25 protein-coding genes are annotated in these 25,852 nt (G+C 55.9%); 12 read left to right on the top strand and 13 right to left on the bottom strand.

The genetic code is table 11. The annotated features are described in order from the left end of the window. Window positions 1-2 precede the first annotated feature (2 nt). The 4 genes from AC0J4F_RS10030 (at window position 3) to AC0J4F_RS10015 (ending at window position 3,733) form a co-directional block, all read left to right on the top strand. The gene (locus tag AC0J4F_RS10030; RefSeq protein ID WP_133951978.1) at window positions 3-1,013 is read left to right on the top strand and encodes an ABC transporter ATP-binding protein; all 1,011 of its coding nucleotides are present in this window, start codon (window positions 3-5) and stop codon (window positions 1,011-1,013) included. Next, window positions 1,010-2,005, top strand: a complete 996-nt coding sequence (locus AC0J4F_RS10025; protein ID WP_133951976.1) for an ABC transporter ATP-binding protein — start codon at window positions 1,010-1,012, stop codon at window positions 2,003-2,005. The genes AC0J4F_RS10030 and AC0J4F_RS10025 overlap by 4 nt, the downstream gene beginning before the upstream one ends. Window positions 2,006-2,175: 170 nt before the next feature. Then, entirely contained in the window at window positions 2,176-2,727 is a 552-nt protein-coding gene (locus tag AC0J4F_RS10020) for a TetR/AcrR family transcriptional regulator (protein ID WP_473026137.1), read from the top strand. Between the two features lie 100 nt (window positions 2,728-2,827). Further along, the gene (locus AC0J4F_RS10015) at window positions 2,828-3,733 is read left to right on the top strand and encodes a crotonase/enoyl-CoA hydratase family protein (RefSeq protein ID WP_473026136.1); all 906 of its coding nucleotides are present in this window, start codon (window positions 2,828-2,830) and stop codon (window positions 3,731-3,733) included. 10 nt (window positions 3,734-3,743) lie between these two features. On the opposite strand, the gene AC0J4F_RS10010 is transcribed toward AC0J4F_RS10015, so the two are convergent. The 5 genes from AC0J4F_RS10010 to AC0J4F_RS09990 all read right to left on the bottom strand — a co-directional run bounded on the left by AC0J4F_RS10010 (window position 3,744) and on the right by AC0J4F_RS09990 (window position 8,451). Further along, window positions 3,744-4,841, bottom strand: coding sequence for an energy transducer TonB family protein (locus AC0J4F_RS10010; protein ID WP_473026135.1), 1,098 nt, complete (start codon window positions 4,839-4,841; stop codon window positions 3,744-3,746). Then, window positions 4,838-5,230, bottom strand: a complete 393-nt coding sequence (locus AC0J4F_RS10005; RefSeq protein ID WP_473026134.1) for an ExbD/TolR family protein — start codon at window positions 5,228-5,230, stop codon at window positions 4,838-4,840. Before AC0J4F_RS10005 ends, AC0J4F_RS10010 begins: the two co-directional genes overlap by 4 nt. Continuing rightward, window positions 5,227-5,613, bottom strand: a complete 387-nt coding sequence (locus AC0J4F_RS10000) for an ExbD/TolR family protein (RefSeq protein WP_473026133.1) — start codon at window positions 5,611-5,613, stop codon at window positions 5,227-5,229. The genes AC0J4F_RS10005 and AC0J4F_RS10000 overlap by 4 nt, the downstream gene beginning before the upstream one ends. Beyond that, window positions 5,603-6,292 (bottom strand): MotA/TolQ/ExbB proton channel family protein, encoded by a 690-nt coding sequence (locus AC0J4F_RS09995; RefSeq protein ID WP_473026132.1) that lies wholly within the window; start codon window positions 6,290-6,292, stop codon window positions 5,603-5,605. The genes AC0J4F_RS10000 and AC0J4F_RS09995 overlap by 11 nt, the downstream gene beginning before the upstream one ends. 86 nt (window positions 6,293-6,378) lie before the next feature. Continuing rightward, the gene (locus AC0J4F_RS09990) at window positions 6,379-8,451 is read right to left on the bottom strand and encodes a TonB-dependent receptor domain-containing protein (protein ID WP_420339972.1); all 2,073 of its coding nucleotides are present in this window, start codon (window positions 8,449-8,451) and stop codon (window positions 6,379-6,381) included. A gap of 223 nt (window positions 8,452-8,674) precedes the next feature. On the opposite strand from AC0J4F_RS09990, the gene AC0J4F_RS09985 reads away from it, so the two are divergent. The 4 genes from AC0J4F_RS09985 to AC0J4F_RS09970 are packed head-to-tail and all read left to right on the top strand — an operon-like array spanning window position 8,675 to window position 12,655. Continuing rightward, on the top strand, window positions 8,675-9,802 hold the full coding sequence (locus AC0J4F_RS09985; RefSeq protein ID WP_473026131.1) for a hemin-degrading factor: 1,128 nt from the start codon (window positions 8,675-8,677) through the stop codon (window positions 9,800-9,802). Beyond that, window positions 9,799-10,683: a heme/hemin ABC transporter substrate-binding protein gene (locus tag AC0J4F_RS09980; protein WP_473026130.1), complete on the top strand. Its 885-nt coding sequence runs from the start codon at window positions 9,799-9,801 to the stop codon at window positions 10,681-10,683. Before AC0J4F_RS09985 ends, AC0J4F_RS09980 begins: the two co-directional genes overlap by 4 nt. A 5-nt stretch (window positions 10,684-10,688) precedes the next feature. Next, window positions 10,689-11,822 carry a FecCD family ABC transporter permease gene (locus tag AC0J4F_RS09975; RefSeq protein ID WP_473026129.1) on the top strand — a complete coding sequence of 378 codons (1,134 nt, stop codon included), beginning with the start codon at window positions 10,689-10,691 and terminating at the stop codon, window positions 11,820-11,822. Next, window positions 11,819-12,655, top strand: a complete 837-nt coding sequence (locus AC0J4F_RS09970) for a heme ABC transporter ATP-binding protein (protein WP_473026128.1) — start codon at window positions 11,819-11,821, stop codon at window positions 12,653-12,655. Before AC0J4F_RS09975 ends, AC0J4F_RS09970 begins: the two co-directional genes overlap by 4 nt. A gap of 22 nt (window positions 12,656-12,677) precedes the next feature. Here AC0J4F_RS09970 and AC0J4F_RS09965 read toward each other — a convergent pair whose 3' ends face one another. From AC0J4F_RS09965 to AC0J4F_RS09955, 3 genes are read right to left on the bottom strand one after another with little or no spacing between them, the layout of a single operon-like run. Continuing rightward, on the bottom strand, window positions 12,678-13,844 hold the full coding sequence (locus AC0J4F_RS09965) for an osmoprotectant NAGGN system M42 family peptidase (RefSeq protein WP_133951958.1): 1,167 nt from the start codon (window positions 13,842-13,844) through the stop codon (window positions 12,678-12,680). Next, window positions 13,841-15,619, bottom strand: coding sequence for an N-acetylglutaminylglutamine synthetase (ngg, locus tag AC0J4F_RS09960; RefSeq protein ID WP_473026127.1), 1,779 nt, complete (start codon window positions 15,617-15,619; stop codon window positions 13,841-13,843). The genes AC0J4F_RS09965 and ngg overlap by 4 nt, the downstream gene beginning before the upstream one ends. A gap of 3 nt (window positions 15,620-15,622) precedes the next feature. Beyond that, a complete protein-coding gene (locus AC0J4F_RS09955; protein ID WP_133951954.1) occupies window positions 15,623-17,398 on the bottom strand; it encodes an N-acetylglutaminylglutamine amidotransferase in 1,776 nt (591 codons plus the stop codon). An 86-nt stretch (window positions 17,399-17,484) separates the two neighbouring features. Here AC0J4F_RS09955 and AC0J4F_RS09950 point away from each other — a divergent pair, with 86 nt between their 5' ends. Next, window positions 17,485-17,979 (top strand): MarR family winged helix-turn-helix transcriptional regulator, encoded by a 495-nt coding sequence (locus AC0J4F_RS09950; protein ID WP_473026126.1) that lies wholly within the window; start codon window positions 17,485-17,487, stop codon window positions 17,977-17,979. An 11-nt stretch (window positions 17,980-17,990) separates the two neighbouring features. Here AC0J4F_RS09950 and AC0J4F_RS09945 read toward each other — a convergent pair whose 3' ends face one another. Genes AC0J4F_RS09945 through AC0J4F_RS09925 form a run of 5 tightly spaced genes read right to left on the bottom strand, consistent with a single transcriptional unit; the run spans window position 17,991 to window position 22,519 of the window. Then, window positions 17,991-18,707, bottom strand: coding sequence for a copper homeostasis protein CutC (locus AC0J4F_RS09945; protein ID WP_473026125.1), 717 nt, complete (start codon window positions 18,705-18,707; stop codon window positions 17,991-17,993). A gap of 12 nt (window positions 18,708-18,719) precedes the next feature. Continuing rightward, the gene (nagA, locus tag AC0J4F_RS09940) at window positions 18,720-19,856 is read right to left on the bottom strand and encodes an N-acetylglucosamine-6-phosphate deacetylase (RefSeq protein WP_473026124.1); all 1,137 of its coding nucleotides are present in this window, start codon (window positions 19,854-19,856) and stop codon (window positions 18,720-18,722) included. Next, on the bottom strand, window positions 19,853-20,860 hold the full coding sequence (locus AC0J4F_RS09935; RefSeq protein WP_473026420.1) for an SIS domain-containing protein: 1,008 nt from the start codon (window positions 20,858-20,860) through the stop codon (window positions 19,853-19,855). The genes nagA and AC0J4F_RS09935 overlap by 4 nt, the downstream gene beginning before the upstream one ends. Before the next feature lie 31 nt (window positions 20,861-20,891). Further along, the gene (locus AC0J4F_RS09930; RefSeq protein ID WP_473026123.1) at window positions 20,892-21,647 is read right to left on the bottom strand and encodes a GntR family transcriptional regulator; all 756 of its coding nucleotides are present in this window, start codon (window positions 21,645-21,647) and stop codon (window positions 20,892-20,894) included. Continuing rightward, entirely contained in the window at window positions 21,641-22,519 is an 879-nt protein-coding gene (locus AC0J4F_RS09925) for a glucosamine kinase nucleotide-binding domain-containing protein (RefSeq protein ID WP_473026122.1), read from the bottom strand. The genes AC0J4F_RS09930 and AC0J4F_RS09925 overlap by 7 nt, the downstream gene beginning before the upstream one ends. Window positions 22,520-22,675: 156 nt before the next feature. Here AC0J4F_RS09925 and AC0J4F_RS09920 point away from each other — a divergent pair, with 156 nt between their 5' ends. The 3 genes from AC0J4F_RS09920 (at window position 22,676) to AC0J4F_RS09910 (ending at window position 25,846) form a co-directional block, all read left to right on the top strand. Next, complete coding sequence (locus tag AC0J4F_RS09920) at window positions 22,676-23,614, top strand: N-acetylmuramic acid 6-phosphate etherase (RefSeq protein ID WP_473026121.1); 939 nt, start codon at window positions 22,676-22,678, stop codon at window positions 23,612-23,614. After that, a complete protein-coding gene (locus tag AC0J4F_RS09915; protein ID WP_473026120.1) occupies window positions 23,611-24,864 on the top strand; it encodes an ABC transporter substrate-binding protein in 1,254 nt (417 codons plus the stop codon). Before AC0J4F_RS09920 ends, AC0J4F_RS09915 begins: the two co-directional genes overlap by 4 nt. A 67-nt stretch (window positions 24,865-24,931) precedes the next feature. Then, the gene (locus AC0J4F_RS09910) at window positions 24,932-25,846 is read left to right on the top strand and encodes a carbohydrate ABC transporter permease (protein WP_473026119.1); all 915 of its coding nucleotides are present in this window, start codon (window positions 24,932-24,934) and stop codon (window positions 25,844-25,846) included. Window positions 25,847-25,852 lie beyond the last annotated feature (6 nt).

The raw sequence follows: 25,852 nt of genomic DNA, 5'->3' as shown, positions 1-25,852 counted from the left end.
CAGTGTCAGATACTCCACTTCTTAAAGTCTCCGACCTCATCGTCGAGTTTCCGACCCGCAATGGCGTGTTGCGTCCCGTCGACCGGGTTGGGTTCGAAGTTCGCGCTGGTGAGATCCTTGGTCTCGTTGGTGAGAGCGGCGCCGGCAAATCCATGTGCGGCTCTGCGATCATCGGCCTGATCGACCGCCCCGGGCGGATCAGCGGCGGAGAAATCCGCCTTGATGGTGAGCGCATCGACAATCTTCCCGAAGAGCGCATGCGCCGCATCCGGGGCAAGAAGATCGCGATGGTCTTCCAGGATCCGCTGACCAGTCTCAATCCGTTGATGACGGTCGGCCAGCAGCTGATCCAAACCATCCGCACCCACCTTCCCCTCTCCCAAAACGATGCTCGAGCAAAGGCCATTGCGCTGCTTGAAGAAGTGGGCATTCCGGCTGCGGCGACACGGATTGACGCTTACCCGCACCAATTCTCTGGTGGTATGCGCCAGCGCGTGGTGATTTCACTCGCTCTGGCAGCAGAGCCGGAACTCATCATTGCGGACGAACCAACGACAGCGCTTGATGTATCCGTTCAAGCGCAGATCATGGCGCTGCTCAAGCGCCTCTGCCGGGAACGTGGGACCGCGGTTATTCTGATCACGCACGACATGGGCGTGATCGCGGAAACAACAGACCGCGTTGCTGTTCTTTATGCGGGCCGGATTGCGGAAATCGGGCCGACCCGGAATGTTTTGAGCACACCGTCGCATCCCTACACTGTCGGCTTGATGGCCTCGACACCATCAACGACCGGATCGTTGCAGACGCTCAGCCAAATCCCCGGTTCCATGCCGAACCTTCGGGCCATTCCGAAAGGTTGCGCATTCAATCAGCGGTGCACCAAAGCCATTTCGGCTTGTTTCAATGACATTCCGGTTCTCGAACCTGTGAATGGCAGTGAAGTCGCCTGCTGGCTCTACGACCCGGCCTACAAACAAATCGAAAAAGAAATCTCCGGAGCGTCCGAATGACCGGCGAGACCCCTTTGATCAGTGCGCGGAGCCTGGGCGCAGTTTTTGACGTGTCCAAGCCATGGCTGAACCGCATGCTGGCTATGGAATCCAAGCGATTTCTGACAGCAGTCGACACCGTGGATTTCGACATTCCGAAGGGCAAAACGTTTGCTCTGGTGGGTGAAAGTGGATCAGGCAAATCAACCATTGGCCGGATGATCGTTGGTCTTCAAAAGCCGACCAGCGGCCAGGTTTTGATCGACGGGGAAGATTTCTTCGCCATCAAGGACCAAAAGCGCAAGCTGGCCATGCGCCGCCGCATCCAGATGATCTTCCAGAGCCCGTACGCCTCGCTCAACCCGCGCTGGCGTGTACGTCATATCATCGGTGAACCGATCCGGGCCTTTGAGCTGATGCCAGCAAGCGAAGTCGACAAACGGGTCGCAGAGTTGCTTGATCAGGTGGGTCTTGCGAAATCCGATGGCGAGAAGTTCCCACACGAGTTTTCCGGCGGCCAGCGGCAGCGGATCGCGATCGCGCGAGCGCTTGCATCCAATCCGGAATTCATCGTCTGCGACGAACCGACCTCCGCGCTTGATGTATCCGTGCAAAGTCAGGTCTTGAACCTGATGAAGACATTGCAGCGAGAACTCGGTCTAACTTACCTCTTCATCAGTCACGATCTTTCCGTGATCCGCTATATGGCCGATGAAATTGGTGTCTTGTATCTCGGTCGGCTGGTCGAAGTTGCGGACCGTGACTCGCTATTCGAAAACCCGCGTCATCCCTACACGCGCATGCTTATGGATGCCGCTCCGCATATCGACGCTTTTGGGCGGACCGCGGAGATTGTGTCCGGTGAAATTCCGGATCCGATCAACAAACCTTCGGGGTGCAGCTTCCATCCCCGGTGCACGTTGACCGAGGACCGCTGCCGTCAGGAACGTCCGGCCGTGCGCGAGTTCGACAATGGCAAGGCCAAAGTCGCTTGCCACCTCTGTACCGCTTAACTTGCACAGGCCTTCGCATTCCGTTTCCTTGAGAGCTAAGCTGTTTTTCAGCTAGTCTAACCTCCAAGCAGAATGACGAAGGCCTGATCATTCAATCTGACGCACACAACCAAGCCGCTACCAAGAAACCGCTTCAGCAGAAAAGAAGCGCGGTAACCCGCACCAAAATATTGTGCGCTGCTGTCGAGGTTCTCATCGAACTCGGCCTTTCCAAAACAACAACCTTGGAAGTCCAAAAACGCGCTGGTGTCAGTCGTGGCGCGTTTCTGCACCATTTCCCAACACACGCCGATCTGTTGTCCATGACGATCAGCCAGTTAATTGAACTCAATGAGAACGCGGTCTGGAGCGAAGCTGAAAAGCTCAAAGATATAGCCGACCCACTCACAAGATCCGTACGGACACTGGCCAACGCCTACGCGCATCCTTCCTTTGTTGCCGAACTCGAACTCTGGATTGCCTCCCGCTCGGACCCAGCGCTCCGAACCGCCCTCAGATCTGCCGAACAAGACGCCATCGCAGACCGCGATCGCGTCCTGGCACAGCTTTTTGAGGGCCTGCTTGATCACCCCGTGGGCACGAAAGCAATCGGTTTGACGATCGAATTTGTCCGGGGCCTCACCATTTCCTCCCTGCTTAGGAATGACCAAACCCTCCGCAATCAGTTGATCGAAGACTGGATCGAGACCCTCAGGAATCTGCTGTCTGCAGATCGCGCATAACCAGACGAACCCAAAATCAAAGAAGAAACAGTCAGTATTGACTGTTTCTTCTTTAGTTGCAAACATGAAGCCTGCTCTACGGTCTTGGGAGGAGGATTACATGCCCGCGTTTTCAACACTGCGTATTGACCTGTGTCCGGGAAATGAACGTGTTGCGAGGCTGCTGTTGAACCGGCCTGAGCGGTTCAATGCGATCAACGACGACACCCCCCGGGAAATCCGCGCTGCTGTCGAGTGGGCTGAGAGTAACAGGGACGTCCATGTCGTTATTGTTGAGGGCGCAGGCAAGGGCTTTTGCGGTGGCTACGATCTGACACACTATGCTGAAAATGAAGTCGACCACCCCTGCCAGCAGGAGAGCGATCCCTGGGATCCAATGGTCGATTATGCGGTGATGAAGCGGAACACAGAAGACTTCATGTCCCTTTGGCGCTGCCGAAAACCAACAATCGCTAAAGTCCACGGCGCTGCCGTTGCCGGTGGCAGCGATATCGCGCTTTGTTGCGATTTGCTGGTCATGGCAGAGGATGCCCGTATTGGATACATGCCGACCCGCGTCTGGGGATGCCCGACCACGGCAATGTGGACTTATCGACTTGGTCCCGCACGAGCCAAACAGTTGATGTTCACCGGGGACCTGATCACAGGCACAACGGCTGCCGAGTGGGGACTGGCCAACATCTCATGTCCGTCGGTTCAGTTGGATGAAAAAACAAATGCGCTCGCGGCGCGGATCGCAGGCGTTCCATCCGGCCACCTTGCCATGCACAAGATGGTCGTCAATCAGATCATGCTGACCATGGGACTTGAACAAGCTCAGATGTCAGCAACGATCTTTGACGGCATCACCCGGCACAATCCGGAAGGCCTGTGGTTCCGGCGCTACGCGCAAACAGAAGGTTTCAAGGCGGCAATCGAATGGCGTGACAGCGGTCGCCCAATCCCCGAGGGCGATGAAGCCCGAGCGCTCATCCGTGAAATGGACGAAAAACTACAGACCCGATAGCCGACCTGGTTCAACGTGCTCCAATTGGCAAGGTGAACGTCCAAGAGGCGCGTTTGGCGGCCGCCGGGATCGCGGGGTAAGGCGCAGCACGTTGCACGGACTTGAGGGCTGCCTGGTCGAACGTTTTGTTTCCAGAAGATCTGACAAGACGCACGCCAGTTACACCGCCATTAGCTTTAACCGTGAAACGGACGTGTGCGTCCTTGGCCAACCGCCCAAGGCTGCGCGGTGTGCGTACGGAGCGCAGCACCTTGCGATGGACCTTGGCCGGATAGTTGGTAACCTCCGAATTCCCGGCAGCCTTTGCTTTCCCTTTGCGCGCTGATCCCCCCTTTTGCGCTGTTCGATTGGATTGCCCCCCCGCACCTGCACGACGTGCCGTTTGCGCCTTTTCTTTTTTGTCTTTCGCAGGTTTTTTTGCTGCTTGCTTTGCAGGTATTTTCTGTGTCTTGGGAACCTGCGTCTTTGGCGGCGAAGGTTTCCGGCGGGGCGATGAAACAACGGTTTCAGAGGGCTCAACCGGCTTTGCCGGTTCCGCCGGAGTTACCACCTCTAGTACCGGGTCAACTTCCTTTATGGTCTGCGTGTCGTTTGCCGGGACTGCTTTGACACGGTCCTTTGGAACCGTTGCAACATGGTTCTGTGGCGGCTCTGCCTCCGGGGCGACAGCATCGGCCGGCGACTTTTCGGGAGCAGGCTCCTCGGTGATTTCAGCAACGGATTTCTGTTCTGTCACCGCTTGAAAGCTGCCATTTAACTCTGCGATCGGAACGGCCACTGCTGCTGGTGCACTATCCACTGGCGATGCTGGCTCTATCTCCGGCACAGAAACAGGTTCAGGCGGTGGTACGACCTCAGCTACGGGGACAGGCTGAACCGGAGCTGCCTTTTCGACTGCTGGTTCGGCCGTTGGAGAGGCTTCTGCTTGCGGCATTGAACCTGCTGAGATTGTGCTAAAGGGAGCGTTCCCAAGCGTGATCGTGATCGTCTCGCCTGCCCCGGCAACCTCCACTTCCGGTTTGGCCTTGAGTGTCAGCGCGACGGCACCGACATGAACTGCAAGTGAAACACAGATGGCTAGCCCGAGTGCGTTTCGGAATGAGCTCATGGATCTGCCTTGCGGGTTACAATCAGCACCTTGCGCGCTCCGGCAGCATAGAGTGCCGCGACATGGTTCAGCAGCATATTTGCTGGCAATGCTGCATCTGCGCCCAAACGCACAATCCCGTCTCCGGTCGGGGCCTGGCGCCCCAGAAATGCTTCTGCACTAATCTCCTCGTCTCGATAAACCAGAAGTCTATCGGCCCGAGCGTAAAGCGCATCAGGCGGCGGCAAAGGCGGCGCCTTCTCAGACTTTGCCAGGTCGACTTGCCCGTCCAGAGGCGGTGCCAATTGTCCGGCGACCAGAAAGAAGATCAGCATCAAAAACACGATGTTGATCAATGAGATCGTGGTCTCAAGCGGTCGCTTCTCGGATTTCCGGGGCAGTGTGATCATTTGGTCCCTGCAACAGTGACGTTCAGCCCGGACACCGATTTCAAGTCCGACATGACCGTAACAAGCCGCTGCGTGCTGCTCGATCCTTGAATGTAAACAAGAAGGTTGTCGTTGCCGGTCTCAGTGAGAGCAGAGACTTTAGTTGCAAGATCGTCTTGCGCGACAACTGTCCCATTGAGACGCAAACGGTCCGGCTCGACCGTCAAAATCGCCTTTGGCAAGGCCTTCGATCCGCCTGCAGCTGCAGGCGCACCAATTTCCACTTGCCCAAACTGCGTGAACGTCGATGACAGCATGAAGAACAACAGCAAGAGGAAAATCACGTCCACCAAGGGAGTGAGCGAGATTGCGCGGTGTTTTTTGGGAAGCGGTTCAACGCGCATAGGAGAGCGCAGCTCCTGCCGGCAGACCTTCCGATTGCTCAATACCGCGATCTATGGAGGGCAGAAGCAAGGCTGATGTCAGTGTCTCAATCGCGACCCGTTCTGCTTCAAGCCGTCCCTCCAACCAAGTCACAACCAGCGACACGGGCATTGCAACGGCGAGCCCGGCTGCCGTGGTCATGAGGGCAACCCAAATTCCACCGGCAAGCGCGGATGGGTCAACGTTGCTACCGGCAGATTGCAATGCTTGAAAGGCCTCGATCATGCCAAGCACCGTCCCGAATAGACCAATGAGTGGTGCGATTTGTGCAATGGCCTCAAGGGCACGAACACCCTTTGCAAAGTGGTGCAAGTCGCCAGCCGCCTGGACCCCGACCCGCTCCTCTATTTCCGATTTGCTGTTCCGGCTTTCCAGGAGCTTGCAGGCAGTCAGGACGGCCTTGTCAGCCGCACTTTTCGGCACACCGATCGCCGCGAGTGCGTCCCCTGGCCTGTGTGCCAACCAAAGCTTTACCCCTGCCTTGGCACGGCGGTTCGACCCGACACCCAAAACCAAAAACTCAAACGCTTTGACCAGGATTAAAGCCAAAGCGATCACTGACAATCCAGCAATGACGGTAACCACGGGCCCGCCAAGCTGAAGAAACGATGCGATTTGATGGGTTAGTTCTGAGATCATGCCGTCAACCTTTCTAGAGTGAGCCCAGCTCAGCATCTTCCGCAACAATTCGTCGACCGGAGATGCTGAGCTGGCCAACAATTACCTCACCAGCTGATTTCCTTGTTCAGGGTGAGTTTGAAGGTCCGGCCGCGGCCTCTGTCGCCGGCCAGATTGTTTTGGTAAGACTTGTCAAAGATGTTCTCGACCGCCGCCCGCAGCTCCATGCCGGCAAAGTGACCTTCCTGGGGCTTCCAGCTGGCAAAGACATCGTGAACGGCATAGCCGGCAAAGGGCCCTGCGGTCGCGCCTGTGTCGATGCTCGCGGCAAAGAGGCCGCGCCATCCAAAATCAAGATCATATTGCGGCACACGTCCGCCCAGCGTCACGGCAAGCGTGTCTGCCGGAATGGACGTCAGCGTTTCGCCGGTAGCCTTGTCTTCACCCCGGACAATGCTGAAGGCGACGGTGCTGTAAACGTACTCGGAGTTATAGGCCGCCTCCATCTCGACACCATAGATCTCTGCCTCATCGATATTGACGTAGTAGCGGACCGGCGAGGTCTGGCCCCGGTCGGGATTGGTCGAAATCAGGTCTTTCAGGTCGTTGTAGAAGGCCGTGGTCTTCAGCTGCAGACCGTCTCCGTCCTGAACAAGATCATAAGCTGATACGGAAAACCCGGCTTCAACGGCGTTCGACTGTTCCTTGTCAAGATTCAGACTCGCAAGCCGGCCGCCCGGATACGTGCTTGTGGAACCGGATGTGGAGAACATCTCATCCAAAGTCGGCGCACGTTCGGTATGGGCAACCGATCCGAAAATGGAGAACGTGTCGTTGAACTTGTAGAGCGCAGCAAGTTTTGGCGAGAAAGCAACCTCAGACTGATCCGACGCGCCATCAATCATACTATCTGGCGACAGGTTGATCGAATCCACGCGGACACCAGGAATGAGTGTCAACCGATCCTGCCAAATGAATTCGTCCTGTACGTAAACCCCAATCTTGGTATCTGTGCCTTCCGGATGAAATCCGATGGCACCGCTTCTCGTCTGTGCCGTGCGCTCTTGATAAGAGAGCTGGGTCCCGACAGTCAGGAAGTTCTCAAAGGCTGATCCGGAATGCTCGAATGTGTTCTCGACCTTTCCCTGCCAGGTACGATAACCGTACTTTCCATCTTCAAAGAGCTGAGATGGTGAGAACGCCCCGAGCGACGAGTTTTTCTGCTCAACTTGTGTATCCGAAAAAGACAGGTTCACAGCCAGGTCGAGATAGGGATTGTCGCTCGCCGGATTTTCATAATTCAGGACAACAGTCTGGTCAGTGATATCCCGATCGATCGTACCGAAACCTGCCGTGTTGGTTTGTGAGTATTGGGTATCGTCGGCGTCACTTTGCCAGCGTTGGTAAGACAGGCGGACAGCCTGTTCCTTGTCTTCGCCGAAATGGTGCACAACCTTGGCTAGACCAGAGAACGAAGAAAACGCAGATCCGGGGATTTCAATCCCGTGTCCATCCTCAATGTCATTCGACTTCCGGAAGAGGCCATTGACCAAAAACTCTGTGTTTTCTGAAAGGCGCACCGCGCCAACAGCCGAGGTCATGAAGCCCCACTTGTTGGAGTCGTACATGCCCTTCAGCCGCAAAACAGCTGTATCTTCCGGTTTCAGAAAGTCGCTCGGGTCCTTGGTGGTGAAGTTAATCACGCCACCCAGTGCCCCCGCACCATAGAGCGTAGATGAGGCAGGACCTCGCAACACCTCAACCTGCTTGTAGAGCTCTGGGTCGGAGAAGAAGGACCCGAGCCGGTATTGCTCGTAAAACTTTGTCGCACCATCCACGGTCACAATGATTTTGGACTCATCGGACGACGCCAAGTCGCCAATCCCGCGAATGTTGAAAGACTGCCCGCCAATGCGATCACTGCCGATGACCGTCACGCCCGGAATATCCCGGAACAACTCGCCGATCGTCGCTGCCTGTTCGTTGTCAATCGCTTCCTGATCCAGAACCGTCACCGCTTGCGGTGTATCAATTGCGACTTTCTCAACACCTGTTCCAAGAACGATCCGCTGGAGTGGCGTTGCCACTTCATCTTGTGCGAACGCCGCCCCACCAAAAGCAAACATCCACAGTGCAACACCGCCCAATAGATCGGCGCGAAGGGTATTTCTGAGCCCCATAAATTTCTCCAAGAGTGCGCGTTTTCGCGTCCTTTTATGCTGCCTGCCAAATAGCATTTTTAACTTGAGTCAGTGACTCAGGTATTGCGTTCACTACAAAACATGAGTAGTGGAGTCAAGTATCAGTCTAAGCCTGAATCGAAAAAGAGCCTCTTTGGAAAGGTTCTAATTTTTGAAACAGAGACAAACACTTAGTCACGCTATCACATTCAAGACGGGCCCGATGGATCGAACGTCTATGGCAAAGGAAGAGGAAATTCAGATGACGGCAAATGGCTTAGAAAGCGCCTCTCGACCCACTGCAGCCGAGATCAGAAAAGCCCGTGCGCACGAACCCAAAATGCGGGAAAGGGATCTCGCTCGGACCATTGGTATTTCCGAAGCTGAACTGGTTGCGAGCTTCGTTGGTCATGGCACCAGTCGGATTGATCCGAGGTTCGACGATCTTTTTGCCGGGCTTCAAAATGTTGGGCCCGTTATGGCTCTCACGCGGAACGAAAGCGCCGTGCATGAGAAGATCGGCGAGTTTGAAAAATTCATAAATGGGAAGCGCGCCGCACTCATGCTGGGAGAGCAAATCGACACGCGTATGTTTCCTGCAAATTGGGTCCACGGATTTGCCGTTGAAAAAAGAGAGGGAGAGGAAGTTCGTCGCTCCCTGCAGTTCTTTGATTCCCATGGCGATGCGGTCCAAAAAATCCATGCCCGGCCAGAGACAAACAAAGACGCTTGGGATCAACTCGTCGCGCTTCTAACGCTTCCAGATCAACAGCCAGAGATCTTGCCGGATGTAACACCGGCTCCGGTCTTTTCACGAAAATTGCCGACTGTTCACGCGGAGATGCATCTCCGCGACCGCTGGCAATCCATGACAGATCCCCACCAGTTCCATGGCATTTTGAAAGACCTCGAACTGGACCGGTTAAGTGCCTTTGAACTTGCCGGTGAAAGCTGGGCATGGCCACTCGATAAAGGTTCAGTTCCAGCTCTTCTGCGCCTGGCAGCCTCAGAGCAAATCCCGATCATGTGCTTCGTTGGCAACCGCGGATGCATCCAGATTCACTCAGGTCAAATCGCAAAAGTCCTGGAAAAAGGCCCTTGGATCAACATCATGGACCCAACCTTCCATCTGCATCTTCGGACCGATCATATTCACGACGTTTGGGCGGTTCGCAAACCTGCAGATGTCGGGCATGTCACTTCGATTGAAGCTTATGACAGCGCCGGCCAGCAAATCATTCAGTTCTTCGGAGTGCGCGGCGAAGGAAATGCCGAACGATCCGACTGGCGCGGCCTTGCCGAAAACCTCCCAAAACTCGATTACGCTATCACGTTAGGAGCCGCCGAATGATCACCAGACTTCGTTCTCTCTATCTTGAGTGCGTCGCTGCGGCACTCCTGACGGCAATGGCACTTGGCCTCACGCTTCATCCGCTCTCAGCGGATGAGGCCTCAAAACGGGTAATTGCAGTTGGAGGTTCCGTGACCGAAGTGGTTTTTGCGTTGGAAGAGCAGCACCGGCTGGTTGCGAGAGATTCAACAAGTGTTCATCCGCAAGCAGCCCATGACTTGCCAGACATTGGCTATATTCGCGCCCTGTCTCCAGAAGGAGTTCTTTCGGTCGATCCTGATCTCCTTTTGATGCTGGATGGCAGCGGCCCGCAGGAGGCGGTCGACGTTTTGGAGAAATCAGGGATCGCAATTGCCAACATTCCGAACGAATTCACGCCAGAAGGTATCGTAGCCAAAATACGGACTGTTGGCGCGGCCCTTGGCGTTCCGGAAAAAGCCAACGCTCTTACGCAGAAGATTGAAGCCGACCTCAAAACTGCGCAAGAACAAGCCGCTGGCCGGAACGATAACGTCCGCGTCCTGTTTGTTTTGTCCACGCGCGGTGGGCGGATTATGGCTGGCGGGGCTGACACCGCAGCCGACGGTATTATCACCCTAGCCGGCGCAAAGAACGCAGTCAGTGAGTTTTCGGGCTACAAACAGCTCAGCGACGAGGCGATCCTGAGCGCGATGCCGGACGTCGTCTTGATGATGGACCGGGAAGGAGATCACAGCGCGTCGACAGATGACCTCTTCTCTCACCCAGCTCTTGCGCAAACACCTGCAGGCAAGGCCAACCGTCTCTTAAAGATGCCAGGAGACTATCTGCTTGGCTTCGGACCACGCACCGCGGACGCAATCCAGGATCTTGCTCAGAACCTCGCTGAAATCCGGAGTTAGGTAGGATGACCGATGCGTCTTTATCGCTGCAAGAAAGAGGACTGGCCGCCATTTTTGGGCTCACAGCCTTGAAACACGGAGACCGGGCAAGCGTTGCCCGTTGGGTGATTGCAGCACTCGCTGCTCTGTTGATTGCAACCATGATCGGCAGCTTGGCAAGCGGGCCCATCCCGGTTCCGGTATTTGATCTACTTACTCATATCCCGAGCCATCTGGCGGATCCGTCTGCACCGTTGCCGGAGACTGTGTCCGCACGGGACTGGATCGTTGTGATGGACATTCGGTTGCCAAGGATCACTCTCGGCGCGCTGATCGGTGCGGCGCTCGCGGTCTCCGGTGCAGTGATGCAGGGATTGTTTCGCAATCCCTTGGCAGACCCGGGAATCGTCGGTGTCTCTGCAGGTGCGGGTTTAGGCGCTGCTCTGTTCATCGTTTTGGGCAATGCCGCGCTGGCACCAGCCATGGCGGTCCTCGGCATCTATGCTATCCCGTTTGCCGCGTTTGCAGGCGGGCTAATCAACACTTTGCTGCTCTACCGGATTGGCACAAAGGGCGGCTTCACATCTGTTGCCACACTCCTGCTCGCCGGGATTGCTCTTGGCGCATTGACCGGCGCGATCACCGGCCTCCTCGTCTATGTGGCCGACGACAATCAACTCCGCGACTTGCAATTTTGGGGGCTTGGCTCGCTTGCCGGAGCAAACTGGGAAAAAGTGGCATCAGCTGCGCCGATCATCCTGACCATGCTCTTGGCGACACCCTTCCTTGCCAGAGGCCTCAATGCGCTGATACTGGGCGAAGCAGCGGCCGCTCACATTGGCATCCGGGTTCAGCGGCTAAAAAATATCAGCATTCTTCTGGTAGCAGCGGCGACCGGCGCATCGGTCGCCGTGAGCGGCGGGATCGGATTTGTCGGGATCGTCGTGCCACATCTGTTGCGTCTATCGATTGGTCCGGATCACAAATACCTCCTGCCCGCAGCCGCGCTGCTTGGAGCTATCCTGCTGATTGGCGCAGACACACTGGCGCGGACAATCGTTGCCCCTGCAGAACTACCGATCGGAATCATCACCGCCTTTGTTGGCGCACCTTTCTTCCTTTGGATATTGCTGCGGACCAGAGGACTGACCGGCTTATGAACAACACTTCAATCCTCGCTGAAGAATTACTCACCTCTGCCCAAGCCTTGGACGTCAGGGACGTGCAGATCACCTTGGGTAGCAGCTGCATTGTAAACGATATGTCCTTCAGTGCGCACGCTGGAGAGCTGTTGGCCATCATAGGACCCAGCGGGTCGGGCAAAACCACACTTTTGAAGGCGATTACTGGAGAGCGGCCTTATTCAGGCAGCATTCAGCTGGGCGGACACGAAGTTGCAAGCCTGTCGCCGGAAACTCAAGCGCTGGCAAGGGGTGTTTTGCCCCAGGCGAGCCACCTGTCGTTTCCGCTCACCGTTTCGGAAGTTATTAATCTCGGCATTCTGGACCGGAGGCAAGGCCGCCTTGCACGGGCTCACCGTATTGCCGAAGCCTTGGCCCTTGTTGGTCTTCCGGGTTTTGAGGCCCGCACCTACCAAGACTTGTCCGGCGGTGAACAACAACGGGCGCAATTGGCCCGTGTACTCTGCCAGGTTTGGGATCCCGTCGCAGAAGATGGAACGCCGCGCTGGCTATTCCTGGATGAGCCGGTGTCGAGCCTCGATATCAAGCATCAGTATCAGATCATGAAACTTGCAAAAGACTATGCCCGGTGCGGCGGCGGCGTGATCGCAGTGATGCATGACCTGAACCTGACGGCCGCTTTTGCCGACAAGATCCTTGTCATGAAAAATGGGTCGAAGGTGCGGCACGGTTCGCTTGATGATGTCTTTTCGGAAAAGACACTGACCCCGACCTTCGAAATGCCGCTGGCAATCACCCGGTCAAAGGAGGGAACGTTTCAAGTGACCCCTCAATTGGCCGAGCTCGTTTGATATGTGGAAGCCTGCGCAGAATCTATGACGCCTCAGCGCCAGGCTCTTCCGTTTCCGGGCTAAGGTCCTGATCGGCATCTTCGGTCGGTTGTGTCGTGAAGCCTTTCATTCCCGCGAATTCCCGCGCATCCCGTGCGATTTCAACAGGGCTGAGCGCATAACCGGTACATAGTTCGGCGAGAGAGCGAAGCGCGTGCATATGGATCCGCTCGTAGCCGTGGCTCGCATCGACGCCGAAGGTTATCAGTGCCGTGCGAACATCTGCGCCAGCTTCAATCGCAGAAGCTGCGTCCGACCGATAATACCGGAAGACATCCTTTTGGAATTTTATCTCGTTGTCCCGGCATAGCTGAGCCATTTTGCGGGTCAGATGGTAGTCAAACGGACCGGTTTGATCAGCCATCGCAATCGTTACGCCGAATTCATCGGAGTTTTGCCCCGGTGCGGATGTTCCGTTGTCGATGGCAACAAGGGATGCAATGTCTGGCGTCAAAATCGAAGTCGCGCCGTGCCCCGTCTCTTCCGCGATTGTGAACAACCAGAAAATATCGACCGTCGGCTTCGTCTCGGATTCCACCATGGCCTTGAGTGCCGCCAGCATCACCGCGACCCCGGCTTTGTTGTCCAAGTGCCGAGAAACGATGAAGCCGTTTTCGAGAAACTCCGGGGCTGGATCGATGGCAACGATATCACCAATGTCGATCCCAAGGCGGTGCAGGTCGTCAGCTGATTTCGAATAGGCATCAACTCTCAGCTCAACGTAATCCCAGCCGACCGGAAGATTGTCGATGCCTTCATTAAACGTATGGCCGGAAGCCTTTAATGGCAGGATCGTTCCGGTATAGGCGCCGCTTTCAGAGAAGATCGTCGTCCGGGCACCTTCTGCAAAGCGTGCAGACCAGTGACCGATGGGCACCAGCTCAAGCCGCCCGTTTTCCTTCAGCGTTTTGACTTGTGCTCCGAGGGTATCCAAGTGTGCAACGAAAGCCCGGGCGGGCTTGGATTTCGCGCCATCCAAACGCGCTCGGATGGCGCCGCGCCGCGTCACCTCATAAAAGACCCCGAGACGCTCAAGCTCTTTGGAAACAAACCGCGCCAACTCGTCCGTGTAGCCCGTCGGGCTCGGAATCCCGAGCAGGCTTTTCAGCGTCTTGGCCAGATAATCGATATCGATGGTAAGCAATGTCATGAAAACTCACGTTGCAAGGTGTCCCGCGCCGGCTTTGGCATGGATAGCGGAAACAGGAAATCGACAAAGCGTTCAGCCGTTGGCTGCGGTTCATGGTTTGCCAGACCCGGACGTTCATTGGCTTCAATGAAATTGTACTCCGGCTCCCGTGGGCTCTTCACCATCAAGTCAATCCCTGTCACTGGGATCTGAATCGCCTTTGCAGCCCGCACAGCCGCCTCAATCAATGTGCTGTGCGTTTCGCCGGTAACATCATGAATAGTTCCGCCGGTGTGCAAATTGGCCGTCCGTCGGACCGCCAAGCGCTGCCCGTCGGGCAGGACATCTTCCAGCGTCAAACCGGCTGATGCCAAACACCGCTCGGCTTCGTCGTCAATCAGGATGCGGGATTCCCCGCCTGTTGCGGCCGCACGGCGGCGGGATTGCGCATGAATGAGATCCCTCACGGTGCTTTTGCCGTTGCCCATGATTTCAGCCGGTTTGCGGATCGCCGCGGCCACTACCTTGTAGTCGATCACCACGAGCCTGAGATCAGATCCTTGAACGCATTCTTCGACCAGAACTTCATTGGAAAAGGTTCGGGCAACATCGATCGCAGCTTCGACATCTTCAAGCGTTTCCAGACCTATGGCGATTCCCTTGCCTTGCTCACCGCGGGTCGGTTTCACAACGACAGAACCATGCCGCTGCAAAAACGCTTTCAAGTCGCCCTCGCCCACCGTCATCTGGTCTGGAACGGACAGGCCTGCAGCGTCCACGATGCGCCGTGTAGAAGCCTTATCATCGCAGATCGACATGGCAACTGCGGTGGTAAACTCACTCAAGGATTCCCGGCAGCGCACAGACCGGCCGCCGTAAGACAACCGGAAGAAACCGCCTTCTGCGTCAATGATCTGGGCATTGATCCCACGGCGGCGTGCTTCATTGACGATCAATGTTGCATAAGGATTGAGTTTTTCTTCCGTCGCAGGCCCCGCGTAAAGCGCTTCGTTGATCGGGTTCTTGAGCTTCACGGTGAAGACCGGAACCCGTTCAAAGCCGAGCTTTTCGTAAAGCGCAATAGCCATGTCATTGTCGTGCATCACCGAGAGATCCATGTGCGGGTTGCCCCGCGCCTGAAACACTTCGGCGAGCCTGCGGACCAACGCTTCTCCGGTGCCGGGAAAGCGCGCCTGGGCGGAGACCGCAAGGCACCAAAGTGATGACCCGAGCTCCGCACCACTTGTCGCGCGTTGGTGATCAACGCCCATTGCTGTCCCGACGATGTTGCCGGTTTCGTCTTCCTCCGCGACGAGTACAGTGATTTCCCGCGGATCAAGCTGTGACCAAAAGAAGTCTTCAGAAACCGGAACCATGCCCCGGCTTGCATAGAGCGCGTTGATCTGCTCCGCGTCACTGCGTGAGGACAACCGGCGAACCGTGAAGCCCCGCCGAGTGTCCTTTGCTGATCTGTAGGTCGATAGGTTCAACCGATAAGTATGCGAAGGATCGAGGAACAGCTCCTGCGGCGCAAGCCCGACCACCACATGCGGATCACGCACATAAAACGCGATATCCCGCCTGTCCGGGCGCTCGTCGCGAAGCGCCTCCACCAACGCTTCCGGCTCAGCGAAGGTATTGCCGAACAACAAACGTCCCCATCCGCAATTGATGGTTTGGTTGACAGGCATGTCCGTCTCATCGGCGCGGTACTCCGGTTTCATGCCGTGATCCCGCATCCGCTTGAGACGATGCTCCAGTGCCCCCTTGACCCGGGACGGTGTTTTTTCTGACACGCGTTAGGCCTCCTGCTCCTGCAGCCACATTTCCAGCAGAGCAACCTGCCAGAGCTCAGAGCCCCGCAGCTTAGTGATGTATTGTGTCGGGTTCTCGAACAGCTTTTCCAGATATGCCGGGTTGAACAAACCCCGGCCTTTGGCTTTGCCGTTCGTCAGCGTTTCACGCACCATATCCAGGTAAGGGCCCTGAATGTATTTGAGCGCAGGCACAGGGAAGTACCCCTTCGGACGGTCGATAACTTCAGATGGTACAACAAGACGCGCAGCTTCCTTAAGGACGCCCTTGCCGTCCTGGGCAAGCTTGTGCTCCGACGGAATGCGCCCTGCCAGTTCAACCAGTTCATGGTCAAGAAACGGCACACGCGCCTCAAGTCCCCAAGCCATGGAGTGATTGTCAACGCGCTTCACCGGATCATCGACCAGCATGACATTGGTGTCGAGGCGCAAAGCCTTGTCCACCGGATCATCAGCACCTGGCAAGCCGAAGTGACTTTCAACGAACGCGATACTCTCATTGCGGTCGCAGTGATAGTCCGGCGAAATTGCTTCGTTCAATTGTTCTTCGGATCGGTCAAAAAACGCGTCGGCATAGTCGGCAACTGGCTGGTTCGACCCGGTCAGTTTCGGATACCAGTGATATCCGCCGAACACCTCGTCCGCGCCCTGCCCCGATTGAACAACCTTGATGTGTTTGGAGACTTCGCGAGACAGCAAATAGAACCCGATGTTGTCATATGACACCATCGGCTCCGACATCGCGCCAATGGCGCCCGGCAGATTGTCCAAAAGCTCAGACGACGGAATGAAGATCTTGTTGTGGTTGGTCCCGTAGTGATTGGCGATCAGGTCCGAATACTGAAATTCGTCGCCCTTTTCTCCATTCGCTTCCTCGAAGCCGATCGAGAACGTCGCGAGATCCTTCTGGCCCTCCTCTGCCAGAAGACCAACAATCAAGCTGGAGTCGACCCCGCCTGACAGCAAGACGCCGACCGGGACGTCCGCGACCATCCGGCGGCGGACCGCTTTGCGCAAACCTTCAAGAACAAGGTCGCGCCAGTCGTCTGCCGACCGGTTTACATCTTCTTCTGATTTGCGGAAATCCGGCTCCCAATAGACTGCATCTTTAAAAGATCCATCTGTCTCGTATGTCCGCACGGTCGCAGGGCCCAACTTCCGTACACCATTCAAAATGGTCCGCGGTGCCGGGACAACAGAGTGCCAACTCATGTAATGCTGAAGCGCGACCTTATCGATCGACCGATCGATGTTACCGCCCTTGAGCAGCGCCGGAAGCGACGAGGCGAATGCCAAACGGCCGTCGGCCTCTGAAACATAAAGGGGCTTGATACCAAAACGGTCGCGAGCCAAGTGAATGCGGCCGCTGTCATGTTCGTGGATCGCAACGGCAAACATGCCGTGGAATCTTGTGAAACAGTCAGGGCCCCACTCCTTCCATGACTTCAGAATGACCTCTGTGTCACTGGTAGAGAAAAACCGGTAGCCTTTTCCAGAGAGCTCCGCCCGCAGCTCTTGATAATTATAGATGCAACCATTGAAGACTAGCGAAAGACCCAGTTCCGGATCTTGCATCGGTTGCGCGCCCTGGTCACTCAAATCAATGATTTTCAAACGCCGGTGTCCGAACGCGACCCGTCCGCGCATGGTAACACCCATCGCATCGGGACCGCGAGCGGCCATTGCTTGCGCCATTCGGTCGACCCGGCTTGTATCGGCTTGCCCTGACGAGAAAACAACTTCACCGCAAATGCCACACATAAATCTAAAAAATCCTCTTTCCAGTTCGCTGGTAGGAGGTATATAGACTTCTTATCATTAGAGTTCAAATGATCAGAGCTAAAATTATGAACGCCAGCGAAGCAGCTCAGATTTTCAAGTCAATTCGGCGGATCGTCAGGGCCATTGACCTGCGATCCCGAGAAGTCGCAAGGGTGTCCGGACTGACAATTCCGCAGATCGTCGTTCTACAGGGCGTCAATGATTTGGGAGAGGTCACCACAAAGGTTCTCTCAGACCATGCAGATCTGAGCTCTGCGACAGTTGTGACAATCTTGGACAAGCTGGAAGAGAAGAAGCTGATCGAGCGTTACAGATCTCCCTCCGACCGGCGCATCGTTCACACCATGCTCACGGAACGTGGCAAGGAAACCGTTGCCTCGCTGCCCGGGCTTCTTCATGACGAATTCGAAGCCAAGTTCGATAAACTGACGGATAAAGACAAGGTCAGACTGGTGGAGAGCATTTCCGAAATTGCTGAAATGCTAAATGCCCACAAACTGGATGCCGCGCCAATTCTCACCACCGGCCAGGTTACGAACGAAATCACGTCTCAAGAGTGAAAAGAGGCTCTCTAGTAGCCAGAGTTATCCATGGCAGCGACCATTTGCTTGACGAGGTCCTCTGATGTTTCCCTGCATCCGCCCGGGGGACAAAACAGCCCACCGGCATCCTCATCTATCACGATGACCGAACACGATGCATGAACTTCAGTGACACCCGTCGACTGGATGATGCTGGCCACCATGTCGGGCCGCAGGCCTGCACCCGGCATGATGCTCGTGCGGCCGCCGACAGTCGCGACCATTTCTTGAATAATGGCCCGCCCAGCCTCAGCCGTAGCTTGACCTCCTGATGTGAGAACCCGCTCAAACCCGAGATCAATTGCCGTTTCCAGCGCGGCAAACGGGTCCGGCACAACATCGATCACACGGTGGAGCGTCCGACCCAAACCGGATGCCCGGTCTGACAAACGGGCCAGTAGCTCCCGGTCCAACGTGCGATCTTCACGCTGCACACCCAGGACAACACCAGCAAGTCCAAAGTCTTTAGCCAGCTTAATATCGCTGACCATGATCTTTTTTTCCGTTTCAGAAAAACGAAAGAGACCGGCGCGCGGCCGGACCATGGCATAGACCGGAACAGGTAATTGGGCAGCGGCTCGCATCAGTCCTGCGGATGGCGTCAGTCCGCCTTCAGACAATGAAGAGCAAAGTTCGATACGCCCGGCCCCACCACGAACAGCAGCCCAGGCACCTTCAATCGTATCAACACAGACTTCGAGCAGCATTTGGTTTGTTAATCAGGTTTCAGTCAATGGACCGAGGGAGTGAAGGTCCTTCGAGATGCGAACAAAATCGTCTTTCGACCGGCCCAAGATCTTGAATCGCTCTCCCGCTATCAGTTCGGCCGGCGTTTTTGTGGCCGCACGCAGAGCATCTGCCATCGGAAAACCGACTTGGCTCACCAAAACTCTGACAGCGGTCAACAGGTCCAGATCCGCACCTGCCAACGTCCCGTCCTCTAGGGTCAGCCTCCCATCTGATCGGAGAATTTTTCGCCCATCCAGCTCGAACGAAGTCTCAGATGTTCCGGCAACCGCCATGGCATCGCTAACCAGAAACACCTCTCCTGGGCCGCATTTTGCAGATAATGCAATCCGCATCATTTCCGGATGAACATGGATCCCGTCAGCAATAAGACCGGAGGACAAGGCGCCCGTCCCAAGGGCGGCTCCGACGACACCGGGCTCCCGGTTGCTCATTTGGCTCATCGCATTGAAGAGATGTGTGACGCACTTGGCACCAGCCGCCGCATAGTCTTGAACAGTCGCATAATCAGCATTCGAATGACCAATTGAAACGAGCGCACCCGCCTGGCTCAGCTGCCGAACCTGTTCGATCGTTGTGTTTTCCGGCGCAATGGTCAGAAGCAGTGCCGGCAACGTACGAGCCGCTGCTATAAGGAAGTCCAGATCCTCATCGTCCATCGGGCGGATATAGGCAGCGTCATGCGCCCCTTTGCGGGCAACTGACAAATGCGGCCCTTCCAAATGCAATCCAGCCACCCCAGGAACGCATTTCTCGACAGCCTGAGCTACCGCTGCAATTGCCGCCTTGGTTTTTTCACGCGTGTCCGTGATCAAAGTCGGCAAAAAAGCCCGAGTGCCCAAAGACCAATGTGCTTCGGCAATCCGACGAACGGTCTCAACATTTGGATCATCGTTGAGCATGACACCGCCGCCGCCATTCACCTGAAGATCAACGAAACCCGGAGAGATGATCTCACCTCCAAGATCAATGACTTCAGCGCCGCTGAAAATCTCAACGCCGGCACCAAATGTTTCAACTCCATTCGCGCCGAACCGGACAGCGGCGCGCTCATGAAGTTTGACCCCGTCAAAAACCGCAGCCGCCTTGAAAACGATGGCCTGTGTCATACGGTTTCCGTGACCTTGTTCAAATGCCGTGGGGCATCCGGGTTGATCCCCTGGAGCCCCGCAACATGCTCCACCAAGCCGTAGAATGACACAATCGACGCAATCGGATCGGTCAGCCAATGATCCGTGCGGACGATCGGCAAGACATTTGCTCGCTGCGCTTTTTCACTGTTGACGAAGACAGCCGCTCCCATTTGCGACAGTTGATCAGCAACATCAACAACCGCTTGCTCGGCGGCATCGGCGGCGGCAAACACAATGACCGGGAAACCATGGGATACAATGGAAACAGGGCCATGCAAGACTTCTGCTGAGGAATAGCTCTCTGCATGGATCTGGCAAGTTTCCTTGAACTTCAGAGCCGCCTCATTGGAAACAGCCCATGAGGGGCCGCGCCCCAACGTGAACAATGATCCGATGTCATTTTCCGGTGCAGCTTCACGCCAATCGCAAGCAACAGCGTCCTTCAAATGCGCTGGCAAGTTCCGGATTGCAGCCAAGAGACCCGTGTCTGCCTTGAGCTCAGCGAGCAACCACAGGCCGGCAACCAGCGATGTGACAAACGTCTTGGTCGCAGCGACTGACAGTTCCGGCCCGGCGTGGATCGGAACAGTCGCGCTTGCTGCTTCACTCAAGGGCGACCCCGGATGGTTGGTGATGGCCAGCGTGGTTGCGCCTGACTTGGTCAAGGACCGGGTCATTCGGGTGATGTCCGGGCTTTTGCCGGACTGAGACACCGAAAAACACAGCATGCCGTCTGCCTTGAGACTGGATCCGTAGACAGAAGCAAGTGATGGCCCGACAGATGCCATTGGCAGACCCAAAAGCAACTCGGCAGCATACTTCAGATATGTGCAAGCATGATCGGAAGACCCCCGCGCAACAGATAAAAGGCAGCGCAGGTCGCTGTCCCGCACCTCCGAAGAAATTCGCTTGATATCCGCATCCCCGGATGTCAGCAAACGATCGACCGCGGTGGGAATTTCCGCAATCTCCTGTTTCATTTTTGTGGGAGAAGATATCACCGGCGGGTCCTCATCGATCAGACAGCCGGAGCTCTGCAACAAAGTCATAGGCGTCTCCGCGATAGATGGATTGTGTGAATTCCGCGACCCGTCCGCTTTCCAGGTAAGAAATGCGCTGGATTCGAAGACCTGCCGTGCCTTCTGGAACGCTCAAGAGGTGAGCGTCGGCAGGCTCAAGGTTGACGGCGGCGATTTTTTGGACAGCCCGAACAGGACGATGGCCATGTTTTGCAAGCACTTCGTAAAGCGACGTCACCACTTCGAGCGGATTGGGCAGAATGTCCAAAGGAAGGGCTGCGCGTTCCAGGGCCATCGGCTGACCACCCGCCTCCCGAAGGCGGTAAATGCGCGCCACTTGATCGTCCGGCGTTAAGGACAAAGTCGCGATCTCTTCCGCATTCGGCATGAAAACCCCGCGCTCCAGCCATCTGGAAGTCGTTTGCATGCCGCGGTTGGCCATATCCTCGGTAAACGATGTTAGATGGGACAGGGACTGCTCCACCCGTTGCGTTGCTTCCCGAACAAAAGAGCCAGAGCCCTGGCGCTGCTCGATCGCCCCATCCTTGACCATTTCCTGAATGGCCTTGCGCACCGTCACCCGTGAAAAACCAGTAAGTTCTGCGATTTCCCGCTCTGGAGGCAACGAACTGTTGGCCGGTAGCAACCCGGTTTCGATAGCTTCTTCAAGTCGATGCCGAAGTTGCACGTATCTCGGCCCGGCATTTTGAGAAAACCACTGATCAGGCATCAGGAAATCATTCAGCATGCGACCTGCACCTCTTTTGCAAACTCCCGCGCGATGGCAATTGCACCCTCGATCGGCGCCCCGGCTGCTGAGCGTAGATTTTTGCGAACAGGTTCCGTGAGAAACGGCGCCAGATGAGGCGCAAGACCACCCGTCAAACACACAGGCATTCCTGCGGACCATCCGAGATGCAGAAGATTTCCCTCAAAATGTACCACTGCCTGGTCTATCAGGCGCCCAGATATCGGATCATCGGATTGCGAGAGAACTTCTGGCGCCAGAGCACCAAAATCAGCAGGCCTTGCTCTGGTTGCAAACGCCAGTATTCCAGCGGCTCCCCCATACCGATCTTTCAATGTCTCGGTCAGGACAGTCTGTTCAATAAGGCCATCTTCAGCATCAAGTACGAGAGCCAATGCGGATTTACCGAACCATGCCGCCGATCCGAAATCTCCAAGGACCGCCCCCCAACCGCCTGAAAATCTCTTCTTTGCATCAACCTGGACCCCGAAAAAAGAGCCCGTCCCACTGTGGATCAAGGCACCATCCAGTAGCCCAAGCGCGCCCCGCAATGCTGCCGGCCGATCATCTTCAACCTTTATTCGCCTAAGCGGAACACCGTCTAGCAACCGTTCGCGGTCTCGGTCCGCCTGAAAGCCAGCCAAAGCGAAATAGGCGGGAACACGGGCAAGTTCGCCCGGAGCAAGATCTGCTTTGCCTGCGAGAGCCTTCAATCCAACGTTGATCTCCGAGAGCGCTGCATAAATGTCCGTTGTCACATTGGCAGAGCCGACTTCGACACGAATATCCGCAGCTGGCGAACTCAACGCCAAACGGCAGCGCGTACCGCCGCCATCAACCGCCAAAACCCACTGATCCGCGAAATCAATCATATAATACCTATATAATACCTTTAGATAAAATCAACAAAAAAAGAGATACCAAACTCCGAATTGGATTTAGATTTGTTCGCCAGCCCACTAATTTCGATTAACTTCTGGACAAATGGTATTACAAAGGTATTATAGCGAAAATTTACGGAGGATCGCGTGCCTGAGACAACCACGGAAAAACTGCACAATCTTGCTTCTGGATTGGATTCACGTCCTTCAGAAGACGTTGCAGCGATCCTTATTGATGGTCAGATCTCGGCCGCTCAGGCAACCTCTGCAGCAACGGAACTCATCGCCGCAGCTGCCGACGACATGGCCACGTCAATACGCACCGGCGGAGCCCTCTACTATGTCGCCGCAGGCTCATCCGGCTTGATGGCGGCGGCTGACGCGATGGAACTTGGCGGCACGTTCGGCATTCCGGAGCATCAGGTCCAAATCCTTATGGCAGGCGGCATTCCCACATCCGCGCATATGCCGGGCGACACAGAAGATGCAACGGCCAGCTTGGCTGCAGATCTCTCAAAACTTTCGAAAAACGACACGATCATTGTCGTCTCCGCCAGTGGCTCCACACCATACACTCTTGAGGCCGCACGTCTTGGAAAAGAAGCCGGCGCGACCGTAATCGCAATCGCCAACAACCCGAACGCGCCGCTTTTTGCATTGAGCAAACACACCATTTATCTGCCAACCGCGCCCGAAGTCGTCTCCGGTTCGACCCGCATGGGAGCAGGAACGGCCCAGAAGATCGCTTTGAATGCGCTTTCGACACTGATGGCCCTGAACCTGGGTCACATCTACGACGGCATGATGGTGAACTTGCGCGCTGACAACATCAAACTCCGGGATCGTGCCGTGCGAATGGTGACAACGATCACTGGAACTTCTGATGAAGGTGCCGCCGGTGCACTCAAGTCAGCGGATGGCAATGTCAAGACAGCCTGCCTTTTGGCCGCTGGCGCGAGTTCGATCGAGCACGCAATCAGTCTTCTGGAAAAAACTCGCGGGCATCTGCGCCCAGCGCTGGAACAAATCCGGGCGGAGACCCGGAAGAACAAACCATTTCTTCAAACAGAGGGGAAAGCATCATGAAATTGAGAACCCTGGGCATTGCACTTGCAAGCACCGCACTGATGACAACTGCCGCGATGGCCGAAGATGTCACGCTGACAATTGAAAGCTGGCGGACAGATGATCTTACACTTTGGCAGGACAAGATCATCCCCGCCTTCGAAAAGGACAATCCTGGCATCAAGGTCGTCTTCTCTCCGACAGCTCCGACCGAATACAATGCGGCGCTGAATTCAAAACTCGAAGCTGGCAGCGCGGGCGACCTGATCACTTGCCGCCCGTTTGATGCGTCCCTCGCACTCTACGAAGCCGGTCACCTCGCTGCGCTTGATGACATGGACGCAATGTCCAACTTCTCCGATGTTGCAAAGTCTGCCTGGCAGACTGACGACGCCTCGGCGTCTTTCTGCGTCCCGATGGCCTCCGTCATTCACGGCTTCATCTACAACAAGGATGCTTTTGAAGAGCTTGGCCTGGAGGCTCCAACCACGGAAGCCGAGTTTTTCGCGGTTCTGGATAAGATCAAGGACGACGGCAGCTACATCCCGATGGCCATGGGCACCAATGACCAGTGGGAAGCAGCCACCATGGGCTACAACAACATTGGCCCAAACTATTGGAAGGGCGAAGAAGGCCGTCTCGCACTGATCAAGGGCGAGCAGAAACTGACCGATGAGCAATGGGTTGCCCCATACGCAACGCTTGCCAAATGGCAACCTTATCTTGGGTTCGGCTACGAGGCACAAACCTACCCCGACAGCCAAAACCTGTTCACTCTGGGCCGCGCAGCGATTTACCCTGCCGGCAGCTGGGAAATTGCAGGCTTCAACACACAGGCTGATTTTAAAATGGGCGCGTTCAAGGCACCTGTGAAAGCTGACGGCGATACCTGCTACATCTCGGATCACACGGACATCGGAATTGGTCTCAATGCAGCAAGTCCGAATGCCGATGCCGCAAAGACGTTCCTCGCTTGGGTTGCCAGCCCCGAATTCGCATCGATCTTCGGTAACGCTCTGCCGGGTTTCTTCCCCTTATCGAAAACACCTGTGGAACTGGAAGACCCGCTTGCGCAAGAGTTTGCAAGCTGGCGCGGGGAGTGTGAGTCCACCATCCGGTCGACTTACCAGATCCTATCGCGCGGGACGCCAAACCTGGAAAACGAAACTTGGGGCGCAAGCGTGGCCGCAATCAAGGGGACCGAGACACCGGAGGCGCTTGGAGCGAAGCTTCAGGAAGGCCTATCCAGCTGGTACGCACCGCACCAATAAGCCTGTCCCATTCTAAACAAGCAATCCGGGTAGCCATCTGGCTACCCGGGTCGGAACCGGAGGCCGCATGAACCGCCCCCGCATACGCTGGCATATTGCCGTTTTCCTGGCACCCGCCGTGCTGGTCTATACGACAATCATGATCTTGCCGCTGTTCAACACCCTGCGTCTGGCGCTCTACAGCCGGATCGACCAGGAGCGGATTTTCGTCGGCCTGCAAAACTTCATGACGCTGTTTGGCGATCCGGTCTGGGCGGACCAGTTCTGGAATGCACTCGGCAACAATGTCTGGTTCTTCGTGATCCACATGCTGGTGCAGAATCCGATCGGGATTGCACTTGCAGCGATGCTGTCTCATCCCAAACTCCGTTTTGCAGCGCTCTACCGTTCCGCAATCTTTATCCCGACCATCCTCTCATTCGTAATCGTTGGCTTTGCGTGGAAACTCATCCTGTCGCCAATCTGGGGCATCGCTCCGACAATGTTGGGTTCTGTCGGTCTCGGTTTCTTGTACCAGCCCTGGCTCGGCAAGGAAGAGTATGCGCTGACAACCCTGTCGCTGATCTCCGTCTGGCAGTTTGTCGGCATCCCGATGATGCTCATCTACGCAGCGCTTCTAACCATCCCGGAAGAGATTGTGGAGGCTGGGGAGATTGACGGCATCACGGGCATGACCGCTTTTTGGAAGATCAAGCTGCCGCTCATCCTGCCATCGATCGGGATCATCTCAATCCTCACATTTGTCGGCAATTTCAACGCGTTCGACCTGATCTACGCCTCGCAAGGTGCCCTCGCCGGCCCGGATTTCTCGACCGATATCCTCGGCACATTCTTCTACCGGACTTTCTTCGGCTTCCAGCTTCAGCTCGGTGATCCGCATATGGGTGCAGCCGTTGCGAGTGCCATGTTCGCCATCATTCTTGTCGGCGTCTGTGTCTACCTCTTTGGCATTCAGACCCGGCTCCGCCGGTATCAGTTGTGAGGTCAA

This window comes from Roseibium sp. R5 (assembly GCF_055755305.1).
This window is presented reverse-complemented; position numbering and strand designations above follow the sequence as displayed.